Raw genomic sequence first — 25,284 nt, 5'->3', positions numbered from 1 at the left:
ACGCGCCCATCATCGCGCAGCCGCGCGCACCGCCGCCAAGGCGGCCCCGGTGAGGTCCGTCGCGGCGCCGTCGAGCCAGTGGATGCGCGGGTCGCGGCGGAACCACTTGCGCTGGCGCCGCACGAACCGCCGGGTCGCCAGCTTCGTCTCCGCGCGGGCCTGCTCCTCGGTCAGCTCGCCCGCCAGGAACGCCAGCACCTGCTGGTAGCCCAGCGCCGCCCGGGCGGTGCGGCCGTCGCGCAGACCGTGCCGCTCCAGCTCGCGCACCTCGCCGACCAGCCCGGCCGCCCACATCACGTCGACCCGGCGGTCCACCCGGTCGTCCAGGCCGGCCGGGTCGCGGTCCACGCCCAGCTGGACCGACGGGTAGTGCGGGGTGGGTTCGGGCAGCGACGCCGCGAACGGCGCCCCGGTCAGCTCCACCACCTCCAGCGCCCGCACGATGCGGCGGCCGTTGCTGGGCAGGATCTTCGCCGCCGCGTCCGCGTCGAGCCGGGCCAGCCGGGAATGCAGCGGTGCCGGGCCCGCCGCGGCCAGTTCGGCCTCCAGCCGCGCGCGCAGGCCCGCATCGGTGCCGGGGAACGAGAACTCCTCCAGGACGGCGCGCACGTACAGGCCGGAGCCGCCGACCAGCAGCGGGGTGCGGCCGCGGGCCAGGATGTCGTCGACGGCGGCGCGGGCCAGCCGCTGGTACGCCGCGACGCTGGCCGGCTCGGTCACGTCCCAGACGTCGAGCAGGTGGTGCCGCACGCCGCGGCGCTCGGCCGGGGTCAGCTTCGCGGTGCCGATGTCCATGCCGCGGTACAGCTGCATCGAGTCGCAGTTGACGACCTCGCCGTCGAGGGCGTGCGCCAGCGCGATGCTCAGGTCCGACTTGCCGGCCGCGGTCGGGCCGACGACGGCGACGACGGTCACGCCGGGCTCCACGTGGCGACCGCGTAGTGCACGCCGTAGGGCGTCTCGTCGTAGGTGACCGCGCCGCGCCCGGGCCGCCCGCCGACCGCCCCGGCCAGCACCTGCCAGGCCGCCCGGCCGGCCGCCTTCAGCTCCGCCGACAGTGTGGTGTCCAGCCCGAGCAGCGCCACCGGGTCCGCGCCGGCCAGGGCGGACACCACCGCCGCCCGGTACGCCTCGGCGCGCGGGTCGTCGTAGCCGGGCGCGGTGCGGCCGTGGCACGCCGAGCCGTCGCCCAGCGCCAGCAGCGCCACCCGCGCCCGCCGGCCCGCCCACTCGGCGCCCAGCCGCGCGCACGTGCCGGGGTCGGCGCCGGCCGCCACCGCGTCGAACCACACCGTCCGCCCGCCGAGGTCGTGCCGGCTCAGCAGCCAGCCGCCCACCAGCAGGCTCAGGTCGGTCAGCGGGTCGCCGTCCGGCGGCCCGAAGTCCGCGCGCGCCCCGAACGGGGCGAACGTGCCCCGGTACGGGAAGGTGTGCCGGCGGGTGCGCTCGCCGCCGCCCACCACGAGCAGCGCCTCGGCGTCGGCCGCCAGCAGGTGCGCGACCGCGGCGTCGCAGGCCTCCCGCAGGCCGTCGAGCTCGGCGGCCGCGCCCGCCGCGACCGCGGGGACGAGCAGGGGCGGGCAGGGGCACACCGCGGCGGCGACCAGGGACACGGGACCTACCGTATCGGTCGTACCCGCCCGCACCGGTCGCCCGGCCCCCGCCCGGGCCGAGGACACCGTATGGTCACGGTCGTCGGTGGGCGCTTCCCCGTAACCGGGTTGGACCTGTGACAATGCGCGAGAAAGAATGCCTGAGGTACGTTTCGCGCGCGACGGCGGCACCGGCCGGGACCTCCCGGCGGGGCCGGGACGAACTGAGGATGGGCTATGAACGACTGGACGGCCTTCGGCCGGGTGGACGCCGACGGCACCGTGTACGTCAAGACCGCCGCAGGTGAGAAGGTGGTCGGCTCGTGGCAGGCCGGCACCCCTGAGGAGGGCCTCGCCCACTTCGCGCGCCGGTTCGAGGACCTCGTCACGGAGGTCGACCTCGTCGAGGCCCGCCTCAAGTCCGGCGCGGCCGACGCCGCCCACTCGCTGACCAGCGTCAAGCGGCTGCGTACCACCCTCGACGAGGCCCACGTCGTCGGCGACATCGACGGCCTGGCGACCCGCCTCGACAAGCTCGCCGCCCAGGCGGAGGAGAAGGCCGGCGAGGCCCGGGCCGCCCGGGACGCCGCCCGCGTCGAGGCCGTCGCCCGCAAGACCGCCCTGGTCGAGGAGGCCGAGAAGCTGGCCGCCGAGTCCACCGGCTGGAAGACCGCCGGCGACCGGCTCAAGGAGATCCTCGACGAGTGGAAGACCATCCGCGGCGTCGACAAGAAGACCGACGGCGAGCTGTGGAAGCGGTTCGCCGCCGCCCGGGACGGCTTCACCCGCCGCCGCGGCGCCCACTTCGCCACCCTCGACGGCCAGCGCAAGCAGGCGCAGACCGCCAAGGAGGCCCTGGTCACCGAGGCCGAGGCGCTCGCCGACTCCACCGACTGGGCGCCCACCGCCGCCCGGCTCAAGGAACTCATGAACGAGTGGAAGGCCGCCCCGCGCGCCTCCAAGGAGGCCGAGCAGCGGCTGTGGGAGAGGTTCCGCGGCGCCCAGGACTCGTTCTTCTCCAAGCGCAGCGAGGTGTTCTCCGCCCGCGACGCCGAGCAGAAGGAGAACCTCGACCGCAAGCAGGCCCTGCTCGCCGAGGTCGAGGCCATCGACGTCGACGCCGACCCGAAGACCGCCCAGGCGAAGCTGCGCGACGCCCAGGCCCAGTGGCACGACATCGGCCGCGTCCCCCGCGAGAACGCCGCCTCCCTCGACCGCCGCTGGCGCGCCGTGGAGGAGAAGATCCGCGTCGCGATGGATTCCGCGTGGCGGCGCACCACCCCGCAGGACAACCCGCTGCTCGCCCAGATGCGCGAGCAGGTCGCCGAGGCCGAGCAGCGCCTCGAGCGCGCCCGGGCGGCGGGCGACCAGCGCCGGGTCAAGGAGGCCGAGCAGGCGCTCGCGTCGAAGCGGCAGTTCCTGGAGCTGGCCGAGAAGGCGGGCTGACCCGGCCGTGTACCTGATGATCTCCACCTACCTGCGGCCCCTGCCGGAGGTCGACGCGGCGCGGCCCGACCACTTCGCGTTCATGGACCGGCTGGAGGCCGACGGCCACGTCGTCGGCGCCGGCCGGCAGGAGTCCGGCACCGGCGGCATCGTGCTGCTGCGGGCCGGCTCCGCCGACGAGGCCCGGCGGCTGATGGCCGACGACCCGTACGTGCTGCGCGGCCTCGCCACCTACGAGCCGGTCGGCTGGACCGTCACCCGCGGGCCGCTCGCCGCCCTCTAGGGCTCGTACGGCGGGGCGACGCCCCACCCCCACCGCGGCACCGGCGCCTGCAGCACCACGTCGGCGCCGGGCCGGGAGTTCAGCACCGCCAGCCGGGTGCCCCACTCCAGGTATCCGGCGAACGCCGCCCGGAACTCCGGGTCCTCGGGCAGCCCCACCTCGTCGGCGGCGTCCAGCATGAGGTTCACCCAGCGCCGGCGCTGCGGCTCGGTGATCGCCCGGCCCAGGTGCATCCGCACCATGTGCGGATACCCGCCGTGCTCGCCGGTGTAGGCGGCCGGACCGCCGAACACCTCGGCGAGCCACAGCGCCACGTGCCGGGCATGCTCGGGGTGCATGGTGGCGAACAGGCCGGCCAGCAGGTCGTCCGCGGTCACCCGGCGGTAGAACGCGTCGCAGAGCCGCACGAAGGCGTCGGTGCCGCCGGCCCACTCGTACAACGTCGGAGGTCCAGACATGACGACAGCTGAGCAGGCCGTCCCCGGCGGCACAAAGTACGCACCGTCCGGTGCGTGCCCCGAGCTGCGCCGTCGAACTGGCGGGCGTGCTCGGCGGACGCTGGCGCACGGTGGTCCTGGCACACCTCAAGGAGGGCGCGCGGACCGGGGTCGTCCTGCCGGCGCCCTGAGCCGTCAGGCCTGGCAGGCGTTCACCGGCGCGGCGGCCGGCGGCGGCGCGCCGATCGTCGGCAGGCCCAGCGAGACGCCCCGGGTGCGCGGCGTGGTGCCGGCCTCCCACGCGTCGCCGGCGCGGGTGCGCCGCACCGACAGCGGGGCGCCGTCGGCGTTCAGGTGGTGCGGGGCGGCGTAGGTGACGACGGTCTCGACGACGTCGCCGGGGCGCGGGGCGGTGTCCCCGGTGGCGAAGTGGACCAGCCGGCCGTCGCGGGCGCGGCCCGACAGCCGGCCGGTGCGCTCGTCCTTGCGGCCCTCGCCGACGGCCACCAGCACCTCGACGGTGCGGCCGACCTGCTTCTTGTTCTCGTCCCAGGTGATGTCCTCGAGCGTGGCGATCAGCCGCTCGTAGCGCTCCTGGACGACCTGCTTGGGCAGTTGGTCGTCCATCACCGCGGCGGGGGTGCCGGGCCGCTTGGAGTACTGGAACGTGAACGCGCTGGAGAACCGGGCCTGGCGCACCACGTCGAGGGTCTGCTCGAAGTCGGCCTCGGTCTCGCCGGGGAAGCCGACGATGATGTCGGTGGTGATGGCGGCGTCGGGCATGGCGGCGCGCACCTTGCCGATGATGCCGAGGTACTTCTCCGAGCGGTAGCTGCGGCGCATCGCCTTGAGCACCCGGTCGGAGCCGGACTGCAGCGGCATGTGCAGCGAGTGGCAGACGTTCGGCGTCTCGGCCATGGCGGCGATGACGTCGTCGGTGAAGTCCTTGGGGTGCGGGCTGGTGAACCGGACCCGCTCCAGGCCGGGCACGCCGCCGCAGGCGCGCAGCAGCTTGCCGAACGCAAGCCGGTCGCCGAACTCGACGCCGTAGCTGTTGACGTTCTGCCCGAGCAGGGTCACCTCCAGCACACCCTCGGCAACCAGCGCCTCGACCTCGGCGAGGATCTCGCCGGGCCGGCGGTCCTTCTCGCGGCCGCGCAGCGACGGCACGATGCAGAAGGTGCAGGTGTTGTTGCAGCCGACGCTGATGGACACCCAGCCCGCGTACGTGGACTCGCGGCGGGTGGGCAGCGTCGACGGGAACACCTCGAGCGCCTCGAGGATCTCGACCTCGGCGGCGGAGTTGTGCCGGGCCCGGTCGAGCAGGGCGGGCAGCGAGCCGATGTTGTGCGTGCCGAACACGACGTCGACCCACGGCGCCTTGCGCACGATGTCGCCGCGGTCCTTCTGCGCCAGGCAGCCGCCGACGGCGATCTGCATGCCCGGCTTCTTCAGCTTGGTGGGGCGCAGGTGGCCGAGGTTGCCGTAGAGCCGGTTGTCGGCGTTCTCCCGCACCGCGCACGTGTTGAACACGACCACGTCGGCGTCGTCGGACTCGGCGCGGACGTAGCCGGCGTCCTCCATGAGCCCGGAGATGCGCTCGGAGTCGTGCACGTTCATCTGGCAGCCGTACGTGCGCACCTGGTAGGTGCGGGCGGCGGTCTCGGGTGCGGTAGTCATGGCAGTTGCCCAGCGTACCGGCTGGCGTTCCTAGGCCGCGGCCGCCGGTCGGCTGCCGCCCCGGCCGCCCTGGCACCACACGTCGATGCCGGTGCAGGGGCGCACGTTCGTCCAGCGCGGGCCGGCGTCGGTGTCGGCCACGTCGACGTGCACGGGCCGGATGCCGCCGTCGGGGGTGATCAGCAGGTGCCGGGACGGGTCGAGCGAGTCGTCCGGCAGCAGGCAGCGGCTGTCGAGCCGGGCGGCCACCGCGCGGGCGGCCACGGACTCCGGCACGTCGGACGGGGCCAGGTAGCAGTCCACGACCGTGGGGAACTCGCCCTCGGTGTGCCAGACGTCGCACTGCACGGCGCCCGGGACGGGGGGCCCGGCCAGCTCGATCGTGGGCCGGCGCACGGCGACGGCCACGGCGGCCCGGACCCGGCCGGGGTCGAGCGTGCCGTCGAGGCACCAGTTCCAGAGGCCCGTCGCGGCCGGGGGGTCAGCCATACCGTCCATGGTGAATGCGTCTCCGTCGGCGTATGTGTGGTGTTACCGCTCCGTGACCCTGTACGGAGTGAACCGACACAGTACCGCCCCTAGAGTGGCCCCATCCGAGTGATGCGGACGGACGGTGGTGCAGCGATGACGACGGGCGAACCGCTCATCGTGCTCGACAAGGTGAACAAGTACTTCGGGCCGTTGCACGTCCTCCAGGACGTCGACCTGACGGTCGACCGCGGCGAGGTGGTCGTCGTCATCGGTCCGTCGGGCTCCGGCAAGTCGACGCTGTGCCGCGCCATCAACCGCCTCGAACCGATCAATTCGGGCACGATCACCTTCGACGGGCGCGAGCTGCCCGCCGAGGGCAAGGCGCTGGCCAAGCTGCGCAGCGAGGTCGGCATGGTCTTCCAGTCGTTCAACCTCTTCGCGCACAAGACCATCCTCGAGAACGTGATGCTCGGGCCGGTCAAGGTGCGCAAGGAGAAGGCGTCGGTCGTGCGCGAGCGGGCCATGAAGCTGCTCGACCGGGTCGGCATCGGCAACCAGGCCGACAAGTACCCGGCCCAGCTGTCCGGCGGCCAGCAGCAGCGCGTGGCGATCGCCCGGGCCCTGGCCATGGAGCCCAAGGCGCTGCTCTTCGACGAGCCGACCAGCGCGCTGGACCCCGAGATGGTCGGCGAGGTCCTCGACGTCATGACGTCGCTGGCCCGCGAGGGCATGACCATGGTCGTCGTCACCCACGAGATGGGTTTCGCCCGGCACGCCGCCAACCGCGTCGTCTTCATGGCGGACGGTCAGCTCGTCGAACAGGACACCCCCGACGCCTTCTTCGGCAACCCCAAGAGCGACCGGGCCAAGGACTTCCTCTCCAAGATCCTGACGCACTGAATGTCCACACTGAAGCCCGCCACCGCGGGCTTCGCAGCAGAGGGAGCGTAACGATGCGCATCACCCGATTTGTGGCGACGGCCGGGGCACTGGCCCTGGCGTTCTCCATCGCAGCATGCGGCGGCGACGGCGAGGGCGGCAGCGACACCGGCTCCGGCGGCGCCGCGGCCGGCATCGTCGGCAAGGCGTCCAGCCAGAAGAAGCTGGTCATCGGCGTGAAGGCCGACCAGCCGGGCCTCGGCCTTCAGACCGGCGGCAGCTACGAGGGCTTCGACATCGAGATCGGCAAAATCATCGCGAAGGGCCTCGGCGTGCCGGACACCGGCATCGAGTGGAAGACCACGGTCTCCGCCAACCGCGAGCCGTTCATCCAGCAGGGTCAGGTCGACCTCGTCGTCGCGACCTACACGATCAACGACGAGCGCAAGAAGGTCGTCAACTTCGCCGGGCCGTACTACGTCGCGGGCCAGGATCTGCTCGTGCCGACAAACTCGACGATCACCGGACCCGAGGCGCTGGCCGGCAAGAAGGTCTGCTCCGTGAGCGGCTCCACGCCGGCCAAGCGGATCCAGACCGACTACAAGGACGCCTCGCTCCAGCAGTTCGACTCGTACTCCAAGTGCGTGACGGCCCTCGCCGGCGGTCAGGTCGACGCCGTGACCACCGACGACATCATCCTGGCCGGGTACGCCGCCCAGGATCAGTACGCCGGCAAGTTCAAGGTCGTCGGCAAGAAGTTCAGCGACGAGCCGTACGGCATCGGCCTGAAGAAGACCGACACGGAGGGCTGCAACAAGGTCAACGAGATCCTGAAGGCCGCCGCGGCTGACGGCACGTACAAGACCGCCTGGGACGCCACCCTCGGCAAGAGCGGCACGCCCGCGCCCGAGCTGGACACCACCAAGCTGACCAACTGCGCCTGACCAGCACGTGACGAGCGGGGCCGGCGCGCCGGCCCCGCTCTTCGCGGCCCGCACGCCGGCTCGCGACGGCCCCTGAGGAGGGCAGATGGACGTCTTCTCCGATCCCGCCAACTTCGACGAGTACACGACCGGCTTCCTCTGGATCCTCAAGCTCACGGCGGCAGGCGGCTTCGCGGCGTTCGTGCTCGGTGTCGTCCTGGCGGCGATGCGCGTCTCCCCCGTGCCGGTACTGCGGGGCTTCGGGGCCGCCTGGGTCAACCTGTTCCGCAACACCCCACTGACGCTGATCATCTTCTTCTGCTACTTCGGCCTGTACACGAACCTGGGCCTGGTGCTCTCCGACGAGCTGGAGCTGAACAACTTCTGGCTCGGCGTCGTCGGACTCGCCGTCTACACCGCGGCGTTCGTCTGCGAAGCCATCCGCTCCGGCATCAACACGGTGGACGCTGGTCAGGCAGAGGCGGCCCGTGCGATCGGCATGACATTCTTCCAGAACCTGCGCATCGTGATCCTCCCGCAGGCCGGTCGCGCGGTGGTCGCTCCGCTCGGCAGCATCCTCATCGCCCTGTGCAAGAACGCCACCATCGTCGGCACGATCGGCCTGGCGGAATCCTCGAACGCCATGAAGAACCTGATCAACTTCAACGGCGACCAGGTCATCCCCATCTTCCTGGTCTTCGCCGGCACCTTCGCGGTCGTCCTGATCCCGACCGGCTACGGCTTCGGCTGGCTGGCCAACCGACTGGCGGTGAAGCGATGAGCAGCACGGACGCCGTTCTGTACGACCACCCGGGACCGAGGGCGAAGGCGCGCAACGCGATCATGACCGTCCTGTTCGGGATCGGGCTGCTCGCGCTGCTGTACTGGATTTACGCGAAGTTCGAGGAGAAGAACCAGTGGGCCGGCCCGCTGTGGGAGCCGTTCACCCAGAGCACCACCTGGGTCGACTTCATCCTCCCCGGCCTCTGGGCGACCGTCAGCGCGGCCGCCGTCGCCATGGTGCTGTCGCTGGTCTTCGGCATCGTCTTCGCCGTCGGACGGCTGTCCGAGCACTGGTTCATCAGCATCCCGGCCGGCGCCGTCGTCGAGTTCTTCCGCGCGGTTCCGTTGCTGCTGCTGATGTTCTTCATCTTCTACGGCATCCCGTTCATCACGTACCAGCCGATGTCGGTGTTCTGGGCCGTCGTCATCGGCCTGACCCTGTACAACGGTTCGGTCCTCGCCGAGGCGTTCCGCGCCGGGATCCGATCGGTGCCGCGCGGGCAATCCGAGGCGGCGTATGCGGTCGGCATGCGCAAGGGCCAGGTCATGCAGCACATTCTGGTGCCGCAAGCGGCGCGCGCGATGCTGCCCGTGATCGTCAGCCAGCTCGTCGTCCTGGTGAAGGACACGGCGCTCGGCTACATCATCGGTTACAGCGAACTCCTCCAGATGGGCGTCAACAACCTCGGCGCCAACTTCGGCAATTTCGTCGCGGCGGCGATGGTTGCCGCGGTCATCTACATCCTGTTGAACTGGTCCTTGACGTCGCTCGCGGGCTACTTGGAGCGGCGTACCCGGCGCGCCGGGAAGGCACCGGGCGGGGCCGCACCGGTGGGCGAGGAGGCCGGCAGCGCCGTGGTCGAGCCCCAGGGCTGACCGGCGGACGCTAACGCGCGAGTTCGGTGACCCGCGACTCGCGGACCACCGTGACGCGGATCTGGCCCGGGTAGGTCAGCTCCTCCTCGATCTGCTTCGCCACGTCCCGCGCCAGCACCGCCGCGCCGATCTCGTCGACGTCCTCCGGCCGCACCATCACCCGGATCTCCCGGCCCGCCTGCATCGCGAACACCTTCTCGACGCCCGACTTGCCGCCCGCGATCTCCTCGATGCGCTCCAGCCGCTTCACGTACGCCTCGAGGCTCTCCCGGCGCGCCCCCGGCCGCCCGCCCGAGCAGGCGTCCGACGCCTGCGTCAGCACCGCCTCGATCGTCTGCGGCAGCACCTCGTTGTGGTGCGCCTCGATCGCGTGCACCACGTCGTCGGACTCGCCGTACTTGCGGGCCAGGTCCGCGCCGATCAGCGCGTGGCTGCCCTCCACCTCGTGGGTCAGCGCCTTGCCGATGTCGTGCAGGAACGCGCACCGCTTGATCGTCGGCACGTCCAGGCGCAGCTCCGCCGCCATGATGCCGGCGATGTGGGCCGTCTCCACCAGGTGCTTCAGCACGTTCTGGCCGTAGCTGGTGCGGTACCGCAGCCGGCCCAGCAGCGTCGCCAACTCCGGGTGCAGGTCCGTGATGCCCACCTCGACCAGGGCGTCCTCGGCGGCCCGGTCGCACAGCCGCTCCACCTCGTGCCGCGCCGAGTCGTACACCTCCTCGATGCGGTGCGGGTGGATCCGCCCGTCCAGTACCAGCTTCTCCAGCGTCAGCCGCCCGATCTCCCGGCGCACCGGGTCGAAGCAGGACAGCAGCACCGCCTCGGGGGTGTCGTCGATGATGAGGTTGACGCCGGTCACCGACTCGAACGCCCGGATGTTGCGGCCCTCGCGGCCGATGATCCGGCCCTTCATCTCGTCGCTCGGCAGGTGCAGCACACTGACCACGCTCTCCGCGGTCTGCTCGCTGGCCACCCGCTGGATCGCGTCGACCACGATGTGCCGGGCCCGCGTCTCCGCCGTGCTGCGCGCGTCGTGCTCGATGTCCCGGATCAGGATCGCGGCCTCGCGCTTCGCCTGCTGCTCGATGCCCTCGACCAGCTCCGCGCGCGCGGCGTCCGCCGTCAGCCCCGCGACCCGCTCCAGCTCCAGCCGCCGCTTGTCCTCCGCCTCGCGCAGCTCCGCGTCCCGCCGCGCCAGCGCCTGCTCCCGCTGCGCCAGGTCGGCCTCCACCGCGGCCAGCCGGCGCTCCCGCTCGACGAGCCGCTCGACCTCCTCCGCGTGCAGCCGCTCCCGCTCGTCGATCCGCGCCGCCCGCCGCTCCACCTCGGCGGCGCTCTCCTTCGCGGTGGCGTTGAGCAGCGCCACCTCCCGCTCCCCGCTGCGCCGCGCCGCCGCCCGGACCTCCTCGGCGTCCGCCTCGGCCTGCCGGTGCGCCCGCTCCAGGATCGTGTCCGCCTCCGCGTGCGCCGCCTCCAGCACCCGCTTCGCCTCGGCCCGCCCCGCCGTCGCCTCCGCCTTCGCCGCGGCCGCCTCGGCCCGCGCCGTCGCCGCCGCCGCCTTCGCGTCGTCCACGGCACTCGACGCCTCGTCCGCCGCCGACCGCAACTGCGCCAGCGACCGCTCCTGGCGGTCCTTCTGCGCGAGGAACTGCGGATCATCGGGATTCACGACGGGCTTGCCCGGCTGCAGCCGCTTCAGCGCCCGCGCCCCGAGGATCATCCCGGCGACGACGGCGCCCGCCAGCACCACCACCGCCACCAGCAGCACCCAGTCGAGAGAGCTCGTCATCGCGCCACCGGCGATCCGGTGCGGGCGTCGACCATCGCCGCGTCTCCCTTCGCCACGCCCACGCCGACCGGGACAAACCCGGCGGTACGCGGCCGTCGGCAGCTATGGGACAGCCCGACCGAGGCGGCTGGCCGCGCGTACGACCGACCCCGACGTCGCTATGACGCCGATGCCGGCCGCGGCTATGTCAACGCCGCCACCCCACGCGGCCTCCGGGATGGCGGAACACCCTTCACCGACTCAGAGCGGTGAAACGATGCCGTACTGTTACGCGATCTATGTTGTGCGCTTAGCCTGCGATGGTCGAGCAATCCTTGTGTAACGCGAGGCTAGGTCGCGAGTGCCGGTTCGGTCAAGGACTCATGATCGGGCAGCAGATGGGACGTACGGCACAGGGGCGCTCACGCGCAGGTGAGGAGCTATCGGCGGGTATCCGGGATGTTCGGACATATCGCGGAGCGGCTTTTCACGCTGGGTGAACGGGGTCCCTGGTTGGTCCTCAGGGTGATCGCTTCGGGGCGTGGTGGGGCGGTTACTGGTTCTCTTGGTGGGCCCCTCGTCCGTCTTGGGGGGCGGTGGGTTTCGGGGGTTGCGGTGGGGGTTTCGGGGTGGGGTGACCCACTCCGGGCGGTCAGGCTTGATCCCTCCGTGGGTCACCCCACCCCGAAACCTTTCTTGGTCGCTGTCCCCCACCTTGCTGTCCGCGGGCCTCGCTTCCGGTTCATCGCCTTGCTGCTGTTGCGACCTTCCCTGCGGCCGGATGCCGGGTCTCGGGTGACCGGGCGCGCCTGCTGCGTCTGCCGGCTGGCGCCTGCCCTGCTCAGTCGACGGCCGGCGGATCGCTTCAGCGGCGGCCGATCCGCCCCTCCGGTCGAAGGGCCCCCCTCTCCCTTGCCCGGCATCGCTCACCTTGCTTCGCCGGGTGTCGCCCACCTCGACCTGTCGGAAAGCGCGCCACCTCGCTCGGCCGGGTCGCCCACCTTGCATCGCCGGATGTCGCCCACCTCGACCGCTCGGAAGGCGCGCGACATCGCTCGGCCGGGCGTCGGCCACCTTGCATCGCCGGAGCCGTCTACGCCTGCTCGGCCGAAGGGGTCCCGCCCTGCGCGTGGTGGGCCGCCCGCTGTTTCGTCGCTGGGGCGGGTCGGCGCGGCGGGGTCAGTCGGGGGTGGTTTCGGCGGCTGTCAGGGCTTCGGCGTCTAGGTTGTCGGCGAACTCCGCCGCCTCCTCGTCCCTGGCTGCCAGGGCGTCCTTGACGGCGGAGATGGCCACGCCCGCCGGGTAGCCCTTGCGGGCCAGCATGCCGACCAGGCGGCGGAACACCTGCTCCGGCGTGCCGCGGGCCGAGCGTAGTTTGCGGTCGACCAGGGCCCGTGCCGCCGTCGCCTCGGCGTCGTCGTCCACGGTTTCCAAGGCCTCCGAGGCGATCTCGGCGTCGACGCCGCGCTGGCGCAGCTCGTTCGCCAGGGCTCGGCGGGCCAGGCCCTTGCCGTGGTGGCGGCTGGTGACCCAGGCGCGGGCGAACGCCGCGTCGTCGATCAGGCCGACCTCGTCGTAGCGGTCGAGGACCTCCGCGATGACCTCCGGGGCGATCTCGCGCTTCGTCAGGGCCTTGGCGAGTTCGGCGCGGGTGCGCGGGCGGACGGCGAGCTGGCGGATGCAGATCTCGCGGGCCAGTTCGCCCTGGTTCTGGGGCTGGTCGGCGCCGGTTCGCGGGCCGCGGCGTTGCCGGGCTTGATCCCCGGCGCCGGGGCCGCCGGTGTTAGCGCCTCTGCCGCGGGTGCCGCGGCGGCGTGGTGGGTCGCCGTCTGCCGGCTCGTCGTCGCGTGCCGGGGGGCGGTCGGCCGCGTCGCCGGGGTCGGTGAGCGGGCGGTCGGACCACGGGAGGATGCGGCCCGTGTAGGCGTCCGGGTCGTCCGGGGTGGACGGCTCGGCGGTGGCGGGGCGCGCGGGTGTGGGCAGGGCGCTGGCGGGGCGGAGTGCCGCGCGGGCGTCCGTGACGCCCGGCGGCCAGCCGGCCTCGTCCGCTGACGGCGCGAACTCGTCGTCGGGTGGGGGTGCGTCGCCGAAACGGCGCCGTGGGCGGCCGGTGGCGCCGGAGTCGGAGTCGGGGGCGCGGCGGGACGGGGCGGCGTCCCAGCCTCGGCCGGTGCGGGCGCCGCGTCGGCGGGGCGGCATCTCAGCTCACCTCGCCGCGGCGGCCGGGCTGGCTGACGGCCCGCGGGGAAGCGAAGGTGACGCAGGCCCACGGCGAGGCCGAGGTAGCGCCGATCCACGGAAAGACGGACACAGCGCTCACCCGCGGGGAGGTGGAGTTAGCACCGGTCCGTGGGGAGACGGACGCGGCGCGGACCCGCGGGGGCGCGGGTGTGGCGCGAGCCCGCGGGGAGGCGGGTGTGGCGCGGGCCCGCGGGGAGGCGGGCCCGCGCGACGGGTGCGTGCGGGGCACGGGATCAGAAGTCGACCGGGGGGAGGACCGGGCCGCCGGCCGCGTCGCCCGTGGTGACGCCGACGCCGAGCTTCTCGAGGATCTTCTTCTCGATCTCGGCCGCGACGTCCGGGTTCTCCTTCAGGAACTCCCGGGCCTTCTCCTTGCCCTGGCCGAGCTGGTCGCCCTCGTACGTGTACCAGGCGCCCGACTTGCGGATGATGCTCTGCTCGACGCCCACGTCGATGAGGGAGCCCTCGCGGGAGATGCCCTTGCCGTACATGATGTCGAACTCGGCCTGCTTGAACGGGGCCGCGACCTTGTTCTTCACGACCTTGACGCGGGTGCGGTTACCCACGACGTCCGTGCCGTCCTTCAGGCTCTCGATGCGGCGCACGTCGAGCCGGACGGACGCGTAGAACTTCAGCGCGCGACCACCCGTGGTGGTCTCGGGCGAGCCGAACATGACGCCGATCTTCTCGCGGAGCTGGTTGATGAAGATGGCGGTCGTGCCGGTGTTGTTGAGGACACCGGTGATCTTCCGGAGCGCCTGGCTCATGAGGCGGGCCTGGAGGCCGACGTGGCTGTCGCCCATCTCGCCCTCGATCTCGGCGCGCGGCACGAGGGCGGCGACCGAGTCGATGACGATGATGTCGAGGGCGCCGGAGCGGATCAGCATGTCGGTGATCTCGAGGGCCTGCTCACCCGTGTCGGGCTGCGAGACCAGCAGGGCGTCGGTGTCGACGCCGAGGGCCTTCGCGTACTCCGGGTCGAGGGCGTGCTCCGCGTCGATGAACGCCGCGATGCCGCCGTTGCGCTGCGCGTTGGCCACCGCGTGGAGGGCGACCGTGGTCTTACCGCTGGATTCCGGGCCGTAGACCTCCACGACGCGGCCGCGGGGAAGACCGCCGACGCCGAGAGCCACATCGAGGGCGATGGAGCCGGTGGGGATGATGGCGGTCTGCACGACCGGCCGCTCCCCCAGCCGCATCACCGAGCCCTTGCCGAACTGCTTGTCGATCTGCGCCAGCGCGAGATCGAGCGCCTTGTCCCGATCGGGTCCTGCTGCCATGTCGGACACCCCTGCATTCGACTTCGCGGTCGTTTTCGCCGAAGAGCTTCTGTTCACGCGGTCACGCTAGGCCCTGGGTCTGACAAAATCAGCCGACGGGCCGTGGCCTGTGGACAAGTGAGCCGGTGTGGACAATAGCCGAACACCTGTACGATCTTCGAGCGACACGCCCGAACGGGTGTACGAAATTGTCAGTGCAGCCGGGCAGGTACACGCTCCGGGTACGCGGCGACTACGGCGCGCCACACCACGACCGCGTCGACGCCCTCGGCGAGCGCCTGGTTGATGGTCCGGCCGTTCAGTTCGGTGAGTACGTGGTCGGCGGCGAAGCTCGGGGCGTACGCCGGGCCGAAGGTCTGATCCAGCCGGGCCCAGAAGTCGGTCAACCGCATGGGATCCCAGCGTAATGAGCGCCCGGGCCGGGCCGCCAACCAGCCGACGGCACGGACGGGTGCCGGGGCCGCGACCTAGATCCGCGGTCGGGAGGTGGGCCGCGTAGAGATCCCGACTCCAGCCTGGATGGACCGCGGACCCGGCGCCGGCCTGCGGTCCAGGGTGGGCAGCGGCGTGGCGCGGCGCCCGGGTCAAGCCGGCGGCCACGGGGCAGCGCACCGGAGTCGGGCCCGCGGTCACGCGGGCGATGCACCGCCGGCCAGTCGGGAACAACCGCCGCGACCAGGCCCGTGACCAGGCGGGCAGCACGCCCGCCGGAACATGCCGCGGCCAAGCCGGCAACGCGCCCGCCGGACAAGGTCCGCGATCAGGCGGGCACCGCGCCACCGGGCCAGGCCCGCGGTCAGGCCGCTGCCGCCCGGGTCAGGCCTGCGGTCAGGCGGCTGCGGGTTTCCGGCCAGGTCGTGGACAGCAGGGCGTAGAGGACCGTGTCGCGCCAGGTGCCGTCCGGGCGCAGGCGGTGGTGGTGGAGGACCGCCTCGCGGGTGGCGCCCAGCGCCTCGATGGCGCGCCGGGAGCCGTCGTTGCGGGCGTCGGTGTGGAGTTCGACGCGTTCGCAGGTGAGGGTGTCGAAGGCGTGGGTGAGGAGGAGGAGCTTGGCCTCGCGGTTGACGCCGGTGCGCCAGTGGGCACGGCCCAGGAAGGTGTGGCCGATGGCGAGCTGGCGGTTGCGGGTGTCCATGGCGTAGTAGGACGTGGAGCCGATGGTGCGGCCGTCGACGCGGACCGCGTACGGGATGCGGGTGCCGTCGTGGGCCGCCGTGAGGGCGGCGCGGACGATCGTGCGCATGTCGGCCGGGGTGCGGGGTTGCGGGACGGACAGCCAGCGCCACACCTCGGGGTCGGTGGTGGCGGCGTAGAGGTCGTCCACGTGGGACTCGTCGAGCGGGACGAGGGTCACGCGGGGGCCGGTCAGCGGGGTGGCGAAGGTCCACACGTACGGCGGGAGCGGGGTGGTCGCCGCCGGGTCGGTCTCCGGTACGCCCGTGACGCGGCGGACGGGGACGACGCCGGCCCAGTGGGGCAGGGTGAAATCTTCGGGGTCGTCGTTGACGCCGCCCGTGCGGGTGCGCACCGAGACCTCGCGCAGGGGCAGGGCGAGGACGGCGGTCTGGTCGAGTTCGCGGCGGGTGGGCGGGCGGCTGTCGGCGGGGCGGTCCGCGCCGAGGCGGGCGACGAGGGCGTCCATGGCGGCGCGCTTGGTGTCCGGGTCCGTGACCAGGGTGGCCCGGCCGTGGGCGATCACCGAGCGGTAGTTGGCGCTGTGGTGGAACTGGGAGCGGGCGTACACCAGGCCGTCGAGCAGGGTGACCGAGACGCAGACGGCGATGCCGTCGCCGCGGGCGTGCAGGCCCATCCGGCCGCCGGAGGAGGCGTGCAGGTAGAGGGTGTCGCCGACGCGGGCGTGCAGGGTGGGCAGGGCGCGCGGGGCGCCGTCGACGACGAACGCGACGGTGCAGTCCCAAGCCTCGTCGAGGATCGACCAGGCGGCGGCGCGGTCGTAGGTGGTGCGTTCGCGCATGCGCAGCGACGTGGTGCGCGGGGTGGCCGGGTAGTGGGCCGGGTCGGTCATGGCGGTCCCCCGTTGTGCTAGTACATAATCGGGATTGTGTCAGGACGTTACCAGGTCGCCGGGTCGACCGCCGCCGCCATTTCCGCCAGCGTCGAGGACGGGGTGCGCACCGGGGCGCTGCCGCCCGGCGAGGGCCTGCCGCCGGTGCGCGGGCTGGCCCGCCAGCTCGGGGTCAGCCCGGCCACGGTCGCCAAGGCGTACCGGGAACTGCGGCAGCGCGGCCTGGTGGAGACCGCCGGGCGCAACGGGACGCGGGTGCGGCCGCGCTCGGTCGCCACCCGGGCGGCGGCGCGGCCGGCGGCCGGGGCGGGGCTGCGCGACCTGTCCGCCGGCGAGCCCGACCGGCGGCTGCTGCCCCCGCTCGCGGCGCACCTGCGGGCGGTCGCCGGCGCCTTCGCGGCCCCGCTCACCTACGCCGACGCCGGGGTGCTGCCGGAGCTGGCGGACGCGGCGCGGGAGCGGTTCGCCGCCGACGGGGTGCCCGCCGGGGACGTGACCGTCACCAACGGCGCGCTGGACGCCGTCGAGCGGCTGCTCACCGCGCACCTGTGCCCGGGCGACGCCGTCGCCGTCGAGGATCCGGGATGGGGCAACCTGTTCGACCTGGTGGCGGCGCTCGGGCTCACCCCCGTACCCCTGGCCGTGGACGACGAGGGGCCGCTGCCCGGCGCCCTCGCCGCGGCCCTGAGCGCCGGCGTGGGCGCCGTGCTCGTGACCAGCCGGGCGCAGAACCCGACCGGCGCGGCCGTCACCGCGGACCGCGCGGCGGCGCTGCGCCGGGCGCTGCGGGAGCGGCCCGGCACGCTGCTCGTCGAGGACGACCACGCGGCCGAGCTGGCCGCCGTCGCGCCGCATCCGCTGGCCGGGGCGACGGACCGGTGGGCGTTCGTCCGGTCGGCGTCCAAGCCGTTCGGGCCGGACCTGCGCATCGCGGTGGTCGCGGGCGACGAGGCGACGGTGGCGCGCGTCGCCGGCCGGATGCGGATCGGCACCGGCTGGGTCTCGACGGTCACCCAGCGGCTGCTGCTGCGGCTCTGGTCGGACCCGGGCGTGACGGCGGCCGTCGCCGCGGCCCGCGCCGGCTACGACGCGCGGCGCGACGCCCTGGCCGCGGCGCTGGCCGCGCGCGGGTGCGCCGCCCACGCCACCACCGGCATCAACGTGTGGGTGCCCGTGCCGGACGAGACCCGGACGGTCGCCGCCCTGCGCGACGAGGGCTGGGCCGTGGCGCCGGGGTCGCTGTTCCGGCTGGCGTCCGCGCCGGGCGTCCGGCTGACCGTCAGCCCGCTCGACCCCGCCGACGTCGAGCCGCTGGCCGACGCGGTGGCGCGGGCGGTCCGCCCCCCGACAGGGCGGTTCACCCGGTGAACCCGCCGGGTGTGCCCGGCGGTCGATGGGGTAGACCATCCGGCATGGCCCGCACCGCTGCACCCGGCGCGCAGGAGTTCGTCCCCGATGCCGCCCGTGACCTCGACACCCTCAAGGCGGCCGCGCCCGGCTGCCGCGGCTGCGAACTGTACGAGCCCGCCACGCAGGTCGTCTTCGGCCGCGGCGACGCGCACGCGCGGGTGGTGTTCGTCGGCGAGCAGCCCGGCGACGTCGAGGACAGGCAGGGGCTGCCGTTCGTCGGCCCGGCCGGGCGGCTGCTGCGTGAGGCCGTCGACGCGGCCGGCATCGACCCGTCCTCGGTCTACATCACGAACGCCGTCAAGCACTTCCGGTTCCAGCTGCGCGGGTCGCGGCGCATCCACCAGACGCCCGACCAGGTGCACATCACCGCGTGCCGGCCGTGGCTGGTCGCCGAGTTCGCGCTGCTGCGCCCCGAGATCGTCGTGGTGCTCGGCGCGACCGCCGCGAAGGCACTGCTGGGGCCGTCGTTCCGGGTGACGAAGGAGCGCGGCACGCTGATGCCGTGGCCCGCCTCGGCGCAGCACCCGGAGGACTTCCCGGTGGCAGAGTGCCGGGCGCTGGCCACCATCCACCCGTCGGCCGTGCTGCGTGCCGACAACCGCGATGTCGCTTTCGACGGCCTGGTCGACGACCTGAAGGTGGTGGCCGGGGCGCTCGCCGGCGCTTGAGAACGGCCGCCGCCTGCCGATAGGGAGCCCGTGGAATCTGCGGGCGAGAGCAGGCGCAGGCGCGACACGGCCACCGCCGCCCGCGTCAGCGGAGCCATGCTCTTCGCCGGCGGGGCGTTCCCGATCGTGCTGTCGCTGGCGGTGCCCGTGACCACCAACGGGGTGATCCTGCCCAGCATCTTCCTCGGCGCGCTGGCGATGGCCGTGGGCGGCTGGTGCTTCGTGCGGCCGCAGCGGGTGCCGCGCCGGGTGCTGGCGCTGCTGCCGCCGTTCGGGACCGCGCTGATCGGCATGGCCGCCTGGCTCGACGGCACGGCCGGCGACGGCAGCGAGATGCTCTACGTCTGGCCGGTGCTGCTGGCCGCGTACTTCCTGTCCATGCGCGCCGGCCTGATGAACGTGGCGATCGTCGCCGTCGGCTACCCGCCGCTGGCGATCTCGATCCTCGGGCCGGTGGGCATCACGTCGTCGGTGTACCTGATCGGCACGCTGCTGGTCACCGTCATGATCGTGTCGAGCCTGCGGCGGCAGCTGGCGCGGGTGCTGGACGCCTCCGAGCACGAGGCCCGCACCGACCGGCTGACCGGCCTGACCAACCGCCGCGGCTGGGACGAGGACCTGCACCGCGTCCTGGCCCGGCAGCAGGCGCACGGGCAGCCGGTGTCGGTCGTCATGATCGACCTGGACCACTTCAAGCGCCTCAACGACACCCACGGCCACGCCGCCGGCGACGCGGCGCTCGCCGGGGTCGCCCAGGTGCTGCAGTCCGGGGTACGCCCCGGCGACGTGCTCGCCCGGCTCGGCGGCGAGGAGATCGGCCTGCTGCTGCCCGGCCGCGGCGCGGAGGAGGCGGCGTCCGAGGCGGACGTGCTGCGCCGGCGCATCGAGCAGGAGTCGAGCGCGTGGCCGGCGCCGGTGACGGTCAGCATCGGCGTCGCGGGTGCCCGGGAGGACGTGGCGACCGGCGAGGCGCTGATGGAGGCGGCCGACTCGGCGCTGTACGCGGCGAAGCGCACCGGCCGCAACCGCGTGGCGGCGTTCCAGCCGGCGTAGCAACGGCGGCGCGGGGCCGGCGTCCCGGGGCGTCCCTCCCGGTGCGCCGGCCCCGCGGCCGGTCGTGCGCTGCTGCCCGTGGGGGGTCAGGCGGCAGCGGGCTCGGGTGTCGTGGCGGGGGCGGGCGCCGCGCGGCGGGCGCGCAGCACCGCGTCGAGCGACCACGGCCCGGCGCCGACGACGGCGATGGTCAGGAACGCCCAGGCGTACAGGGCGGGGGTGACGCCGCCGTTCTGCAGCGGCAGCAGGCCGTCGGGCTGGTGCACGACGAAGTAGGCGTACGCCATGGAGCCGGAGGCGAGCACGGCCGCCGGTGCGGTGAACAGGCCGATCAGCACGAGCATGCCGCAGACCAGCTGGATGACCCCGGCGTACCAGCCGGGCCAGGTGCCGGCCTCGACGGCCTGGCCGGTGCCGCGGCTGCCGCCGAACAGGCCGAGGACCGTCGCCAGTCCGTGGCAGGTGAAGAGCAGGCCGACCACGATGCGGAACAGGGACCACACGGGTCCCGCGTACCGGTTGGTGCTCACGATGTACCTCCTGGGGGGCGGGACACTGATAGACGCATGTTAATGAGTGGTCCGTTGAAATTTCAATAAAACGGACATGGGCCGTATATCGGCGGTACGTGTCGCACGTGACACCGGAAATCGCTGTCCCGGCCGCCCGGCCGCGCGTGAGGATGGGCGCCATGTGGGGCATCACCGACCTGACGACGTACGTGCTGGGCACCATCGCCATCGTGCTGCTGCCCGGGCCGAACTCGCTGTTCGTCGCGTCCGTGGCCGCGCGCCAGGGCGTCCGGGCCGGCTACCGCGGCGCCTGGGGCGTGTTCCTCGGCGACGCGCTGCTCATGGTCGCCGCCGCGGCCGGGGCGGCGTCGGTGCTCACCGCGTACCCACCGGTCTTCCTCGTCGTGAAGTACGCCGGCGCGGCGTACCTGGCCTGGCTGGGCCTCGGGATCCTGCGCGGCGCCCTGCGCCGCCGCCGCGACGGCGCGGCGGCCGTGGCGCCCGCCGCCGACGCCACCGTGCGCGCGCCGTTCCGGCGCGCCCTGCTGATCAGCCTGCTGAACCCGAAGGCGATCCTGTTCTTCGTCTCGTTCTTCATCCAGTTCGTCGACCCGGGGTACGCCCACCCGGCGCTGTCGTTCCTGGTGCTGGGCGCGATCCTGCAGGTCTTCAGCGCCCTCTACCTGACCGGGCTGATCTTCGGCGGCCGCTACCTGGCGGCGCAGTTCGCCCGCCGGCGCGCCCTGTCGAAGACGCTGTCGGCGGGCGTGGGCGCGGTGTTCATCGCGTTCGGCGTGAAGCTGGCGACCGCCTCGGCGGGCTGACGCCGCTCAGCGCATGCGGCGGCCGCTCGGCACCGGGTCGGTCTCGTCGTCGAACTCGCCGATGACCTGCTCCAGCAGGTCCTCCAGCGCGACGAAGCCCACCCGCGCGCCGGCGCGCTCGACCAGGGCCAGCTGGGCGCGGGCGCCGCGCATGGCCGTGACCGCGTCGGTGACGGTGACGTCGGCGCCCAGCACGAACGGCGCGGTCATCAGCTGCGCGGCGGTCGCCGGGCGGCCGGTGGTGGTGGCGCGGACGGCGTCGCGGATGTGCACGACGCCCGTCACGGCGCCGTCGCCGCCCGCCACCGCGAGCCGGGAGCGGCCGCAGGCGCGGGACAGCTCCTCGATCTCGGCGGCGGAGCTGTGCGCCTCGACGGTGACCAGTTCCTCGTCGGGCACCAGCACGTCGGCCAGGGTGGTGCGCTGCAGGCGCAGCATGCTGCTCAGCAGCTCCTGCTGCTCGCGCGGCAGCGTGCCCTGGTCGCGCGACTCCTCCAGCAGCAGCTGCAGCTCCTCGGGGCCGTGCACCTGGGCCAGCTGGTCCTGCGGCCGCACCTTCACCAGCCGCAGCAGGCCGTTCGCCATGGCGTTCAGGGCGGTCAGGGCGGGGCGCGCGACGCGGGCGAAGGCGCGGAACGGCAGCGCCAGCAGCGTCGCGGCCCGCTCGGGGTCGCTGATCGCCCACGACTTCGGCACCATCTCGCCGAGCACCAGGTGCAGGAACGTGACGATGAGCAGCGCGATCAGGAACGCCACGACGTGGCTGGGCGCCTCGGGCAGGCCGACCGCCGCCAGCGCGGGGCTGATCAGATGTTCCAGGGCGGGCTCGGCGAGCGCGCCCAGGCCCAGCGAGCACAGGGTGATGCCGAGCTGGGCGCCGGCCAGCATCAGCGACAGCTCACGGCTGCCGTCCAGTGCGGCCCGGGCGGCGCGGCTGCCGCCGGCGGCGGCGTGCTCCAGCCGGTACCGCTTGCTGGCGACCAGCGCGAACTCGGCGGCGACGAAGAAGCCGTTCAGCGCCAGCAGCAGCAGGGAGACGACGGCGGCCCAGGTGGTGCTCACGGGGCGGCCTCCACGGTCTCGGTCTCGCGGCGCAGCCGCACGGTGGCCGGCACCCGCCGGTCGACGCTGAGCACGGTGACGTGCGCGCGCTGGATCACGTCCGGGCCGGTGGGCGGCAGGTCGATCGTGACGGTGTCGTCCACCTGCGGCACCCGGCCCAGCCGGGCCATGACCAGGCCGGACACGGTGTCGTAGTCGTCGTCCTCGGGCAGCGGCACGCCGGTGGCGTCGGCGACCTCGTCGATGCGCCAGCGGGCCGGAACCACCCACGAGCCGTCGGGGTGCGCCACGGGCGCGGGCTCGTCCAGATCGTCCTCGTCGCTGATCGGGCCCACCAGCTCCTCGGCGATGTCCTCCAGCGTGATGATGCCGGCGAAGCCGCCGTACTCGTCGACGACGCAGGCGAGCTGCCGGTGGCCGCCGCGCAGCCGGTCGAGCACCGCGGGCAGCCGCAGCGACGCGGGCACCAGGATCGGGGGTACGCCGAGCGAGCCGACCGGGACGTCGGCGCGGCGCTCCGCGGGCACGTCGAGCACGTCGGCGATGCCGACCACGCCGACGATCTCGTCGACGCCGTCGCCGCCGCGCACCGGGAACCGCGAGCGGCCGGTGTCGAGCAGCTCGACGATGCGGGTGGCGGGCTCGTCGGCCCGCACGCTGACCACGTCGACCCGCGGCACCATGACCTCGGCGGCGGTGCGCTGCCGGAAGTCGAGCCCGCGGTCGAGCAGCGCCGACATCTGCGGCGACAGGTGCCCGCCCGCGCGGGACTCCGCGATGATCTGCTCCAGGTCCTCGGCGGTGGCGCCCTCGCTCAGCTCCTCGACCGGCTCGATGCCGGCGCGGCGCAGCAGCCGGGCGGCGGCCATGTCGAACAGCTTGATGACCGGGCCGAACACCGTGAGGTAGACGATCGTGGGGCGGCTGAGCGCCTTGGCGAGCGACTCGGCCCGGGCGATCGCGTAGTTCTTCGGGGCCAGCTCGCCGAGGACCATCTGCACGATCGTCGACACCGCGATCGCCACGACGATCGAGACCGGCAGGCTGACGGCCGTGGGCACGCCCGCGCCGCCGAGCAGCGCCGACAGGCCCTCGCCGAGGTACGGCTCCGCCACGTAGCCGACGAGCAGCACGGTGACGGTGATGCCGAGCTGGGCGCCGGACAGCATGAACGACAGGCGCTCGGTGACGGTGAGTGCACGGGCCGCCGCGGCGTCACCGGCCTCGGCCTCGCGGCGCAGCTTGCCCCGGTCGACGGCGACGTAGCCGAACTCCTGGGCCACGAAGAAGCCCGTGGCGGCAGTGACCAGGATGATGAGTGCGAGCCCGACGGCGATCAACATGTCGCGCGGCGCTCAGGAGGCCGGGGTGAACCCGGCGCCGTACTGCTGCCCTCCGGGGCAGGCGCTTGGTGCATCAGCAGACAGTAACAGCAGTCGCTGGACGATTCCTGGGAGAAGGCTGGAGCGGGCGGGGCGACGACCGCCCGCTCCAGCCCGGTGCCCCGGCCGTCAGCCGGAGGTGACCCGCACGTCGTCCACGGCGGCCTCGACGAGGCTGGCCGTGCCCGCGTCGGCGGCCTCCACGGACAGCCGGACGGTCTGGCCCGCGTACGCCGCCAGGCTCACCGAGGCGGACTGCCACGCGGCGGCCCGGTCGGTGGCCGCGCCTGCCTGGCTGAACACCGTCGTGGCCGAGGACCCGGCGACGACCCGCACCCGCAGGTAGTCGGCGCTGGAGGCGTTGTTGAGGTGGGCCAGGTACCAGCGGAACGTCAGCGTCGACGCCGCGGCGGGCAGGGTGATCGCCGGCGAAACGATGGTCGTCGAGCCGCCGTCGACGTCGTTGGCGCCCGCGCTCGCCCCGGCCGACGCGCCGGTCACCAGGTCGAACGTGCCGCTGGCGGCGGTGCCGAGCTGGGTGGCGACGCCGGAGCTGGTGGCGGCGGGGTCGCCGCGCTCGAACCGGCCCGCGGTGGCGGTGTCGCCCGTGCCGGCCGTCCAGCCGCGGGCGGCCTCGAAGTCGTCGGCGAACACGACGTTGCCGGGCGGGGGCTCGGTGCCGCCGTCCTGGGCCAGGTCCCACACCGAGTAGGCGATGGCGTCGGCGTTGCGGTCCAGCGCGGTGTCGCTGACGTTGCTCAGCCCGTCGCAGGCGCGGTGGTAGCAGGGGTCGAACGCGGTCTGGGTGCCGCCCCACAGCTGCACCTGGGCGGCGGTCTTGCGGCCCTCGGCGCCGGTGAACGTGCCGCCGGCCGGGATGCCGTACTGGATGAACGGCCCGTAGTCGCTGCGGCCGTCGAAGTCGGTGCCGCGGGTCGGCACGCCGATGGACGCGAAGTACGCCTCCAGCGAGTCCTCGATCCGCGCCGACCCGGCCGGGCCGGGACCCGCGCCGACGCCGTCGGAGTTGTCGCCGTCGTAGACGAAGTAGCCCGGGTTCGGCGAGCCGACCATGTCGAAGTTCAGGTAGCCGGTGATCCGGGCGCGCTCCGCGGCGGGCAGCGTCGACACGTAGTTCGTCGAGCCGCGCAGGCCCAGCTCCTCCGCGCCCCACCAGCCGAACCGCAGGTGCCGGGCGGGCTGGAAGTTCGACCGGGCGACGGCCAGCGCCGTCTCCAGGATGGCCGCCGAGCCGGTGCCGTTGTCGTTGATGCCGGCGCCCGAGGAGACGCTGTCCAGGTGGGAGCCGATCATCAGCACGTCGCTGGTGTCACCGCCGGGCCAGTCGGCGATCAGGTTGTAGCCCGTCGCGCCGCCGTAGGTGAAGGACCGGACGCTGGTGGTGAAGCCGGCGGCGTCCAGCTGCGCCTTCACGTAGTTGACGGAGGCCAGGTAGCCGGGCCGGCCGTGGGCGCGGTTGCCGCCGTTGGCCGCGGCGATCGAGGCGAACTGGCTCAGGTGCGCCTTCACGTTCGCCAGCGGGATGTCGGGCGCGGCGAGCAGCGCCGGCGCGGCGGCCGGGACCGGTGCGGCGAGGGCGGGCGGCGCGGCGGCGGCGATGCCGGTGACGCCGGTGACCAGGGCGGCGGCCAGGCCGGCGCGGGCGAGCGGGCGGAGTCTCACGTGGG

General features: G+C 73.6%; 24 protein-coding genes. 10 read left to right on the top strand and 14 right to left on the bottom strand.

Translation table 11 applies throughout. The features are described from left to right. Nucleotides 1-9: 9 nt before the first annotated feature. Nucleotides 10-1,023, bottom strand: coding sequence for a tRNA (adenosine(37)-N6)-dimethylallyltransferase MiaA (gene miaA, locus Sya03_RS04800; RefSeq protein ID WP_203937045.1), 1,014 nt, complete (start codon nt 1,021-1,023; stop codon nt 10-12). Continuing rightward, nucleotides 912-1,613 carry a class III extradiol ring-cleavage dioxygenase family protein gene (locus tag Sya03_RS04795; protein WP_203936926.1) on the bottom strand — a complete coding sequence of 234 codons (702 nt, stop codon included), beginning with the start codon at nt 1,611-1,613 and terminating at the stop codon, nt 912-914. The genes miaA and Sya03_RS04795 overlap by 112 nt, the downstream gene beginning before the upstream one ends. A gap of 216 nt (nt 1,614-1,829) precedes the next feature. Between Sya03_RS04795 and Sya03_RS04790 the strand changes: the two genes are divergently transcribed. Together Sya03_RS04790 and Sya03_RS04785 are read left to right on the top strand one after the other, a co-directional pair. Further along, nucleotides 1,830-3,038, top strand: a complete 1,209-nt coding sequence (locus tag Sya03_RS04790) for a DUF349 domain-containing protein (protein WP_203936925.1) — start codon at nt 1,830-1,832, stop codon at nt 3,036-3,038. A gap of 16 nt (nt 3,039-3,054) precedes the next feature. After that, nucleotides 3,055-3,321, top strand: a complete 267-nt coding sequence (locus tag Sya03_RS04785) for a YciI family protein (protein WP_203936924.1) — start codon at nt 3,055-3,057, stop codon at nt 3,319-3,321. Here Sya03_RS04785 and Sya03_RS04780 read toward each other — a convergent pair. From Sya03_RS04780 to Sya03_RS04770, 3 genes are all read right to left on the bottom strand, one after another. After that, the gene (locus Sya03_RS04780; protein ID WP_203936923.1) at nt 3,318-3,779 is read right to left on the bottom strand and encodes a group II truncated hemoglobin; all 462 of its coding nucleotides are present in this window, start codon (nt 3,777-3,779) and stop codon (nt 3,318-3,320) included. The genes Sya03_RS04785 and Sya03_RS04780 overlap by 4 nt on opposite strands. A 174-nt stretch (nt 3,780-3,953) precedes the next feature. Continuing rightward, nucleotides 3,954-5,438, bottom strand: a complete 1,485-nt coding sequence (gene miaB, locus Sya03_RS04775; protein ID WP_203936922.1) for a tRNA (N6-isopentenyl adenosine(37)-C2)-methylthiotransferase MiaB — start codon at nt 5,436-5,438, stop codon at nt 3,954-3,956. Between the two features lie 30 nt (nt 5,439-5,468). Next, the gene (locus tag Sya03_RS04770) at nt 5,469-5,927 is read right to left on the bottom strand and encodes a hypothetical protein (protein WP_203936921.1); all 459 of its coding nucleotides are present in this window, start codon (nt 5,925-5,927) and stop codon (nt 5,469-5,471) included. Nucleotides 5,928-6,062: 135 nt separating this feature from the next. On the opposite strand from Sya03_RS04770, the gene Sya03_RS04765 reads away from it, so the two are divergent. From Sya03_RS04765 to Sya03_RS04750, 4 genes are all read left to right on the top strand, one after another. Further along, on the top strand, nt 6,063-6,809 hold the full coding sequence (locus tag Sya03_RS04765) for an amino acid ABC transporter ATP-binding protein (protein WP_203936920.1): 747 nt from the start codon (nt 6,063-6,065) through the stop codon (nt 6,807-6,809). Nucleotides 6,810-6,862: 53 nt separating this feature from the next. After that, nucleotides 6,863-7,732 (top strand): glutamate ABC transporter substrate-binding protein, encoded by an 870-nt coding sequence (locus Sya03_RS04760; protein ID WP_203936919.1) that lies wholly within the window; start codon nt 6,863-6,865, stop codon nt 7,730-7,732. An 85-nt stretch (nt 7,733-7,817) separates the two neighbouring features. After that, nucleotides 7,818-8,492 carry an amino acid ABC transporter permease gene (locus Sya03_RS04755; RefSeq protein ID WP_203936918.1) on the top strand — a complete coding sequence of 225 codons (675 nt, stop codon included), beginning with the start codon at nt 7,818-7,820 and terminating at the stop codon, nt 8,490-8,492. After that, complete coding sequence (locus Sya03_RS04750) at nt 8,489-9,370, top strand: amino acid ABC transporter permease (protein ID WP_203936917.1); 882 nt, start codon at nt 8,489-8,491, stop codon at nt 9,368-9,370. The genes Sya03_RS04755 and Sya03_RS04750 overlap by 4 nt, the downstream gene beginning before the upstream one ends. Nucleotides 9,371-9,380: 10 nt before the next feature. On the opposite strand, the gene rny is transcribed toward Sya03_RS04750, so the two are convergent. From rny to Sya03_RS04725, 5 genes are all read right to left on the bottom strand, one after another. Then, the gene (gene rny, locus Sya03_RS04745) at nt 9,381-11,090 is read right to left on the bottom strand and encodes a ribonuclease Y (protein WP_370872183.1); all 1,710 of its coding nucleotides are present in this window, start codon (nt 11,088-11,090) and stop codon (nt 9,381-9,383) included. A 1,227-nt stretch (nt 11,091-12,317) separates the two neighbouring features. Next, nucleotides 12,318-12,836, bottom strand: coding sequence for a regulatory protein RecX (locus Sya03_RS04740; RefSeq protein ID WP_203937044.1), 519 nt, complete (start codon nt 12,834-12,836; stop codon nt 12,318-12,320). Between the two features lie 776 nt (nt 12,837-13,612). Next, nucleotides 13,613-14,659 (bottom strand): recombinase RecA, encoded by a 1,047-nt coding sequence (gene recA / locus Sya03_RS04735; RefSeq protein WP_203936915.1) that lies wholly within the window; start codon nt 14,657-14,659, stop codon nt 13,613-13,615. Nucleotides 14,660-14,850: 191 nt separating this feature from the next. Continuing rightward, the gene (locus Sya03_RS04730) at nt 14,851-15,051 is read right to left on the bottom strand and encodes a DUF3046 domain-containing protein (RefSeq protein WP_203936914.1); all 201 of its coding nucleotides are present in this window, start codon (nt 15,049-15,051) and stop codon (nt 14,851-14,853) included. 404 nt (nt 15,052-15,455) lie between these two features. Then, nucleotides 15,456-16,685: a bifunctional pyridoxamine 5'-phosphate oxidase family protein/GNAT family N-acetyltransferase gene (locus Sya03_RS04725; RefSeq protein ID WP_203936913.1), complete on the bottom strand. Its 1,230-nt coding sequence runs from the start codon at nt 16,683-16,685 to the stop codon at nt 15,456-15,458. Between the two features lie 36 nt (nt 16,686-16,721). On the opposite strand from Sya03_RS04725, the gene Sya03_RS04720 reads away from it, so the two are divergent. Genes Sya03_RS04720 through Sya03_RS04710 form a run of 3 tightly spaced genes read left to right on the top strand, consistent with a single transcriptional unit; the run spans nt 16,722 to nt 19,816 of the window. After that, the gene (locus Sya03_RS04720) at nt 16,722-18,053 is read left to right on the top strand and encodes an aminotransferase class I/II-fold pyridoxal phosphate-dependent enzyme (RefSeq protein WP_203936912.1); all 1,332 of its coding nucleotides are present in this window, start codon (nt 16,722-16,724) and stop codon (nt 18,051-18,053) included. 44 nt (nt 18,054-18,097) lie between these two features. Then, nucleotides 18,098-18,763, top strand: coding sequence for a UdgX family uracil-DNA binding protein (locus Sya03_RS04715; RefSeq protein ID WP_203936911.1), 666 nt, complete (start codon nt 18,098-18,100; stop codon nt 18,761-18,763). A 30-nt stretch (nt 18,764-18,793) separates the two neighbouring features. After that, nucleotides 18,794-19,816, top strand: coding sequence for a GGDEF domain-containing protein (locus tag Sya03_RS04710; RefSeq protein ID WP_203936910.1), 1,023 nt, complete (start codon nt 18,794-18,796; stop codon nt 19,814-19,816). Between the two features lie 86 nt (nt 19,817-19,902). Here Sya03_RS04710 and Sya03_RS04705 read toward each other — a convergent pair whose 3' ends face one another. Then, nucleotides 19,903-20,346 (bottom strand): DoxX family protein, encoded by a 444-nt coding sequence (locus Sya03_RS04705; protein ID WP_203936909.1) that lies wholly within the window; start codon nt 20,344-20,346, stop codon nt 19,903-19,905. Between the two features lie 152 nt (nt 20,347-20,498). Here Sya03_RS04705 and leuE point away from each other — a divergent pair, with 152 nt between their 5' ends. Next, entirely contained in the window at nt 20,499-21,152 is a 654-nt protein-coding gene (gene leuE / locus Sya03_RS04700) for a leucine efflux protein LeuE (protein ID WP_203936908.1), read from the top strand. Between the two features lie 6 nt (nt 21,153-21,158). Here the strand turns inward: leuE and Sya03_RS04695 are convergent, their stop codons facing one another. From Sya03_RS04695 to Sya03_RS04685, 3 genes are all read right to left on the bottom strand, one after another. Beyond that, entirely contained in the window at nt 21,159-22,214 is a 1,056-nt protein-coding gene (locus Sya03_RS04695) for a hemolysin family protein (protein ID WP_203936907.1), read from the bottom strand. Then, on the bottom strand, nt 22,211-23,557 hold the full coding sequence (locus Sya03_RS04690; protein WP_203936906.1) for a hemolysin family protein: 1,347 nt from the start codon (nt 23,555-23,557) through the stop codon (nt 22,211-22,213). The genes Sya03_RS04695 and Sya03_RS04690 overlap by 4 nt, the downstream gene beginning before the upstream one ends. A 168-nt stretch (nt 23,558-23,725) precedes the next feature. Further along, nucleotides 23,726-25,279, bottom strand: a complete 1,554-nt coding sequence (locus tag Sya03_RS04685) for a M28 family peptidase (protein ID WP_370872105.1) — start codon at nt 25,277-25,279, stop codon at nt 23,726-23,728. Between the last annotated feature and the right edge of the window lie 5 nt (nt 25,280-25,284).

Origin of the sequence: Spirilliplanes yamanashiensis, assembly GCF_016863475.1 — a bacterium.
Lineage (GTDB): Bacteria > Actinomycetota > Actinomycetes > Mycobacteriales > Micromonosporaceae > Spirilliplanes > Spirilliplanes yamanashiensis.
The sequence above is the reverse complement of the archived record's forward strand: the minus strand, read 5'-3'. Positions and strand labels throughout refer to the sequence as shown.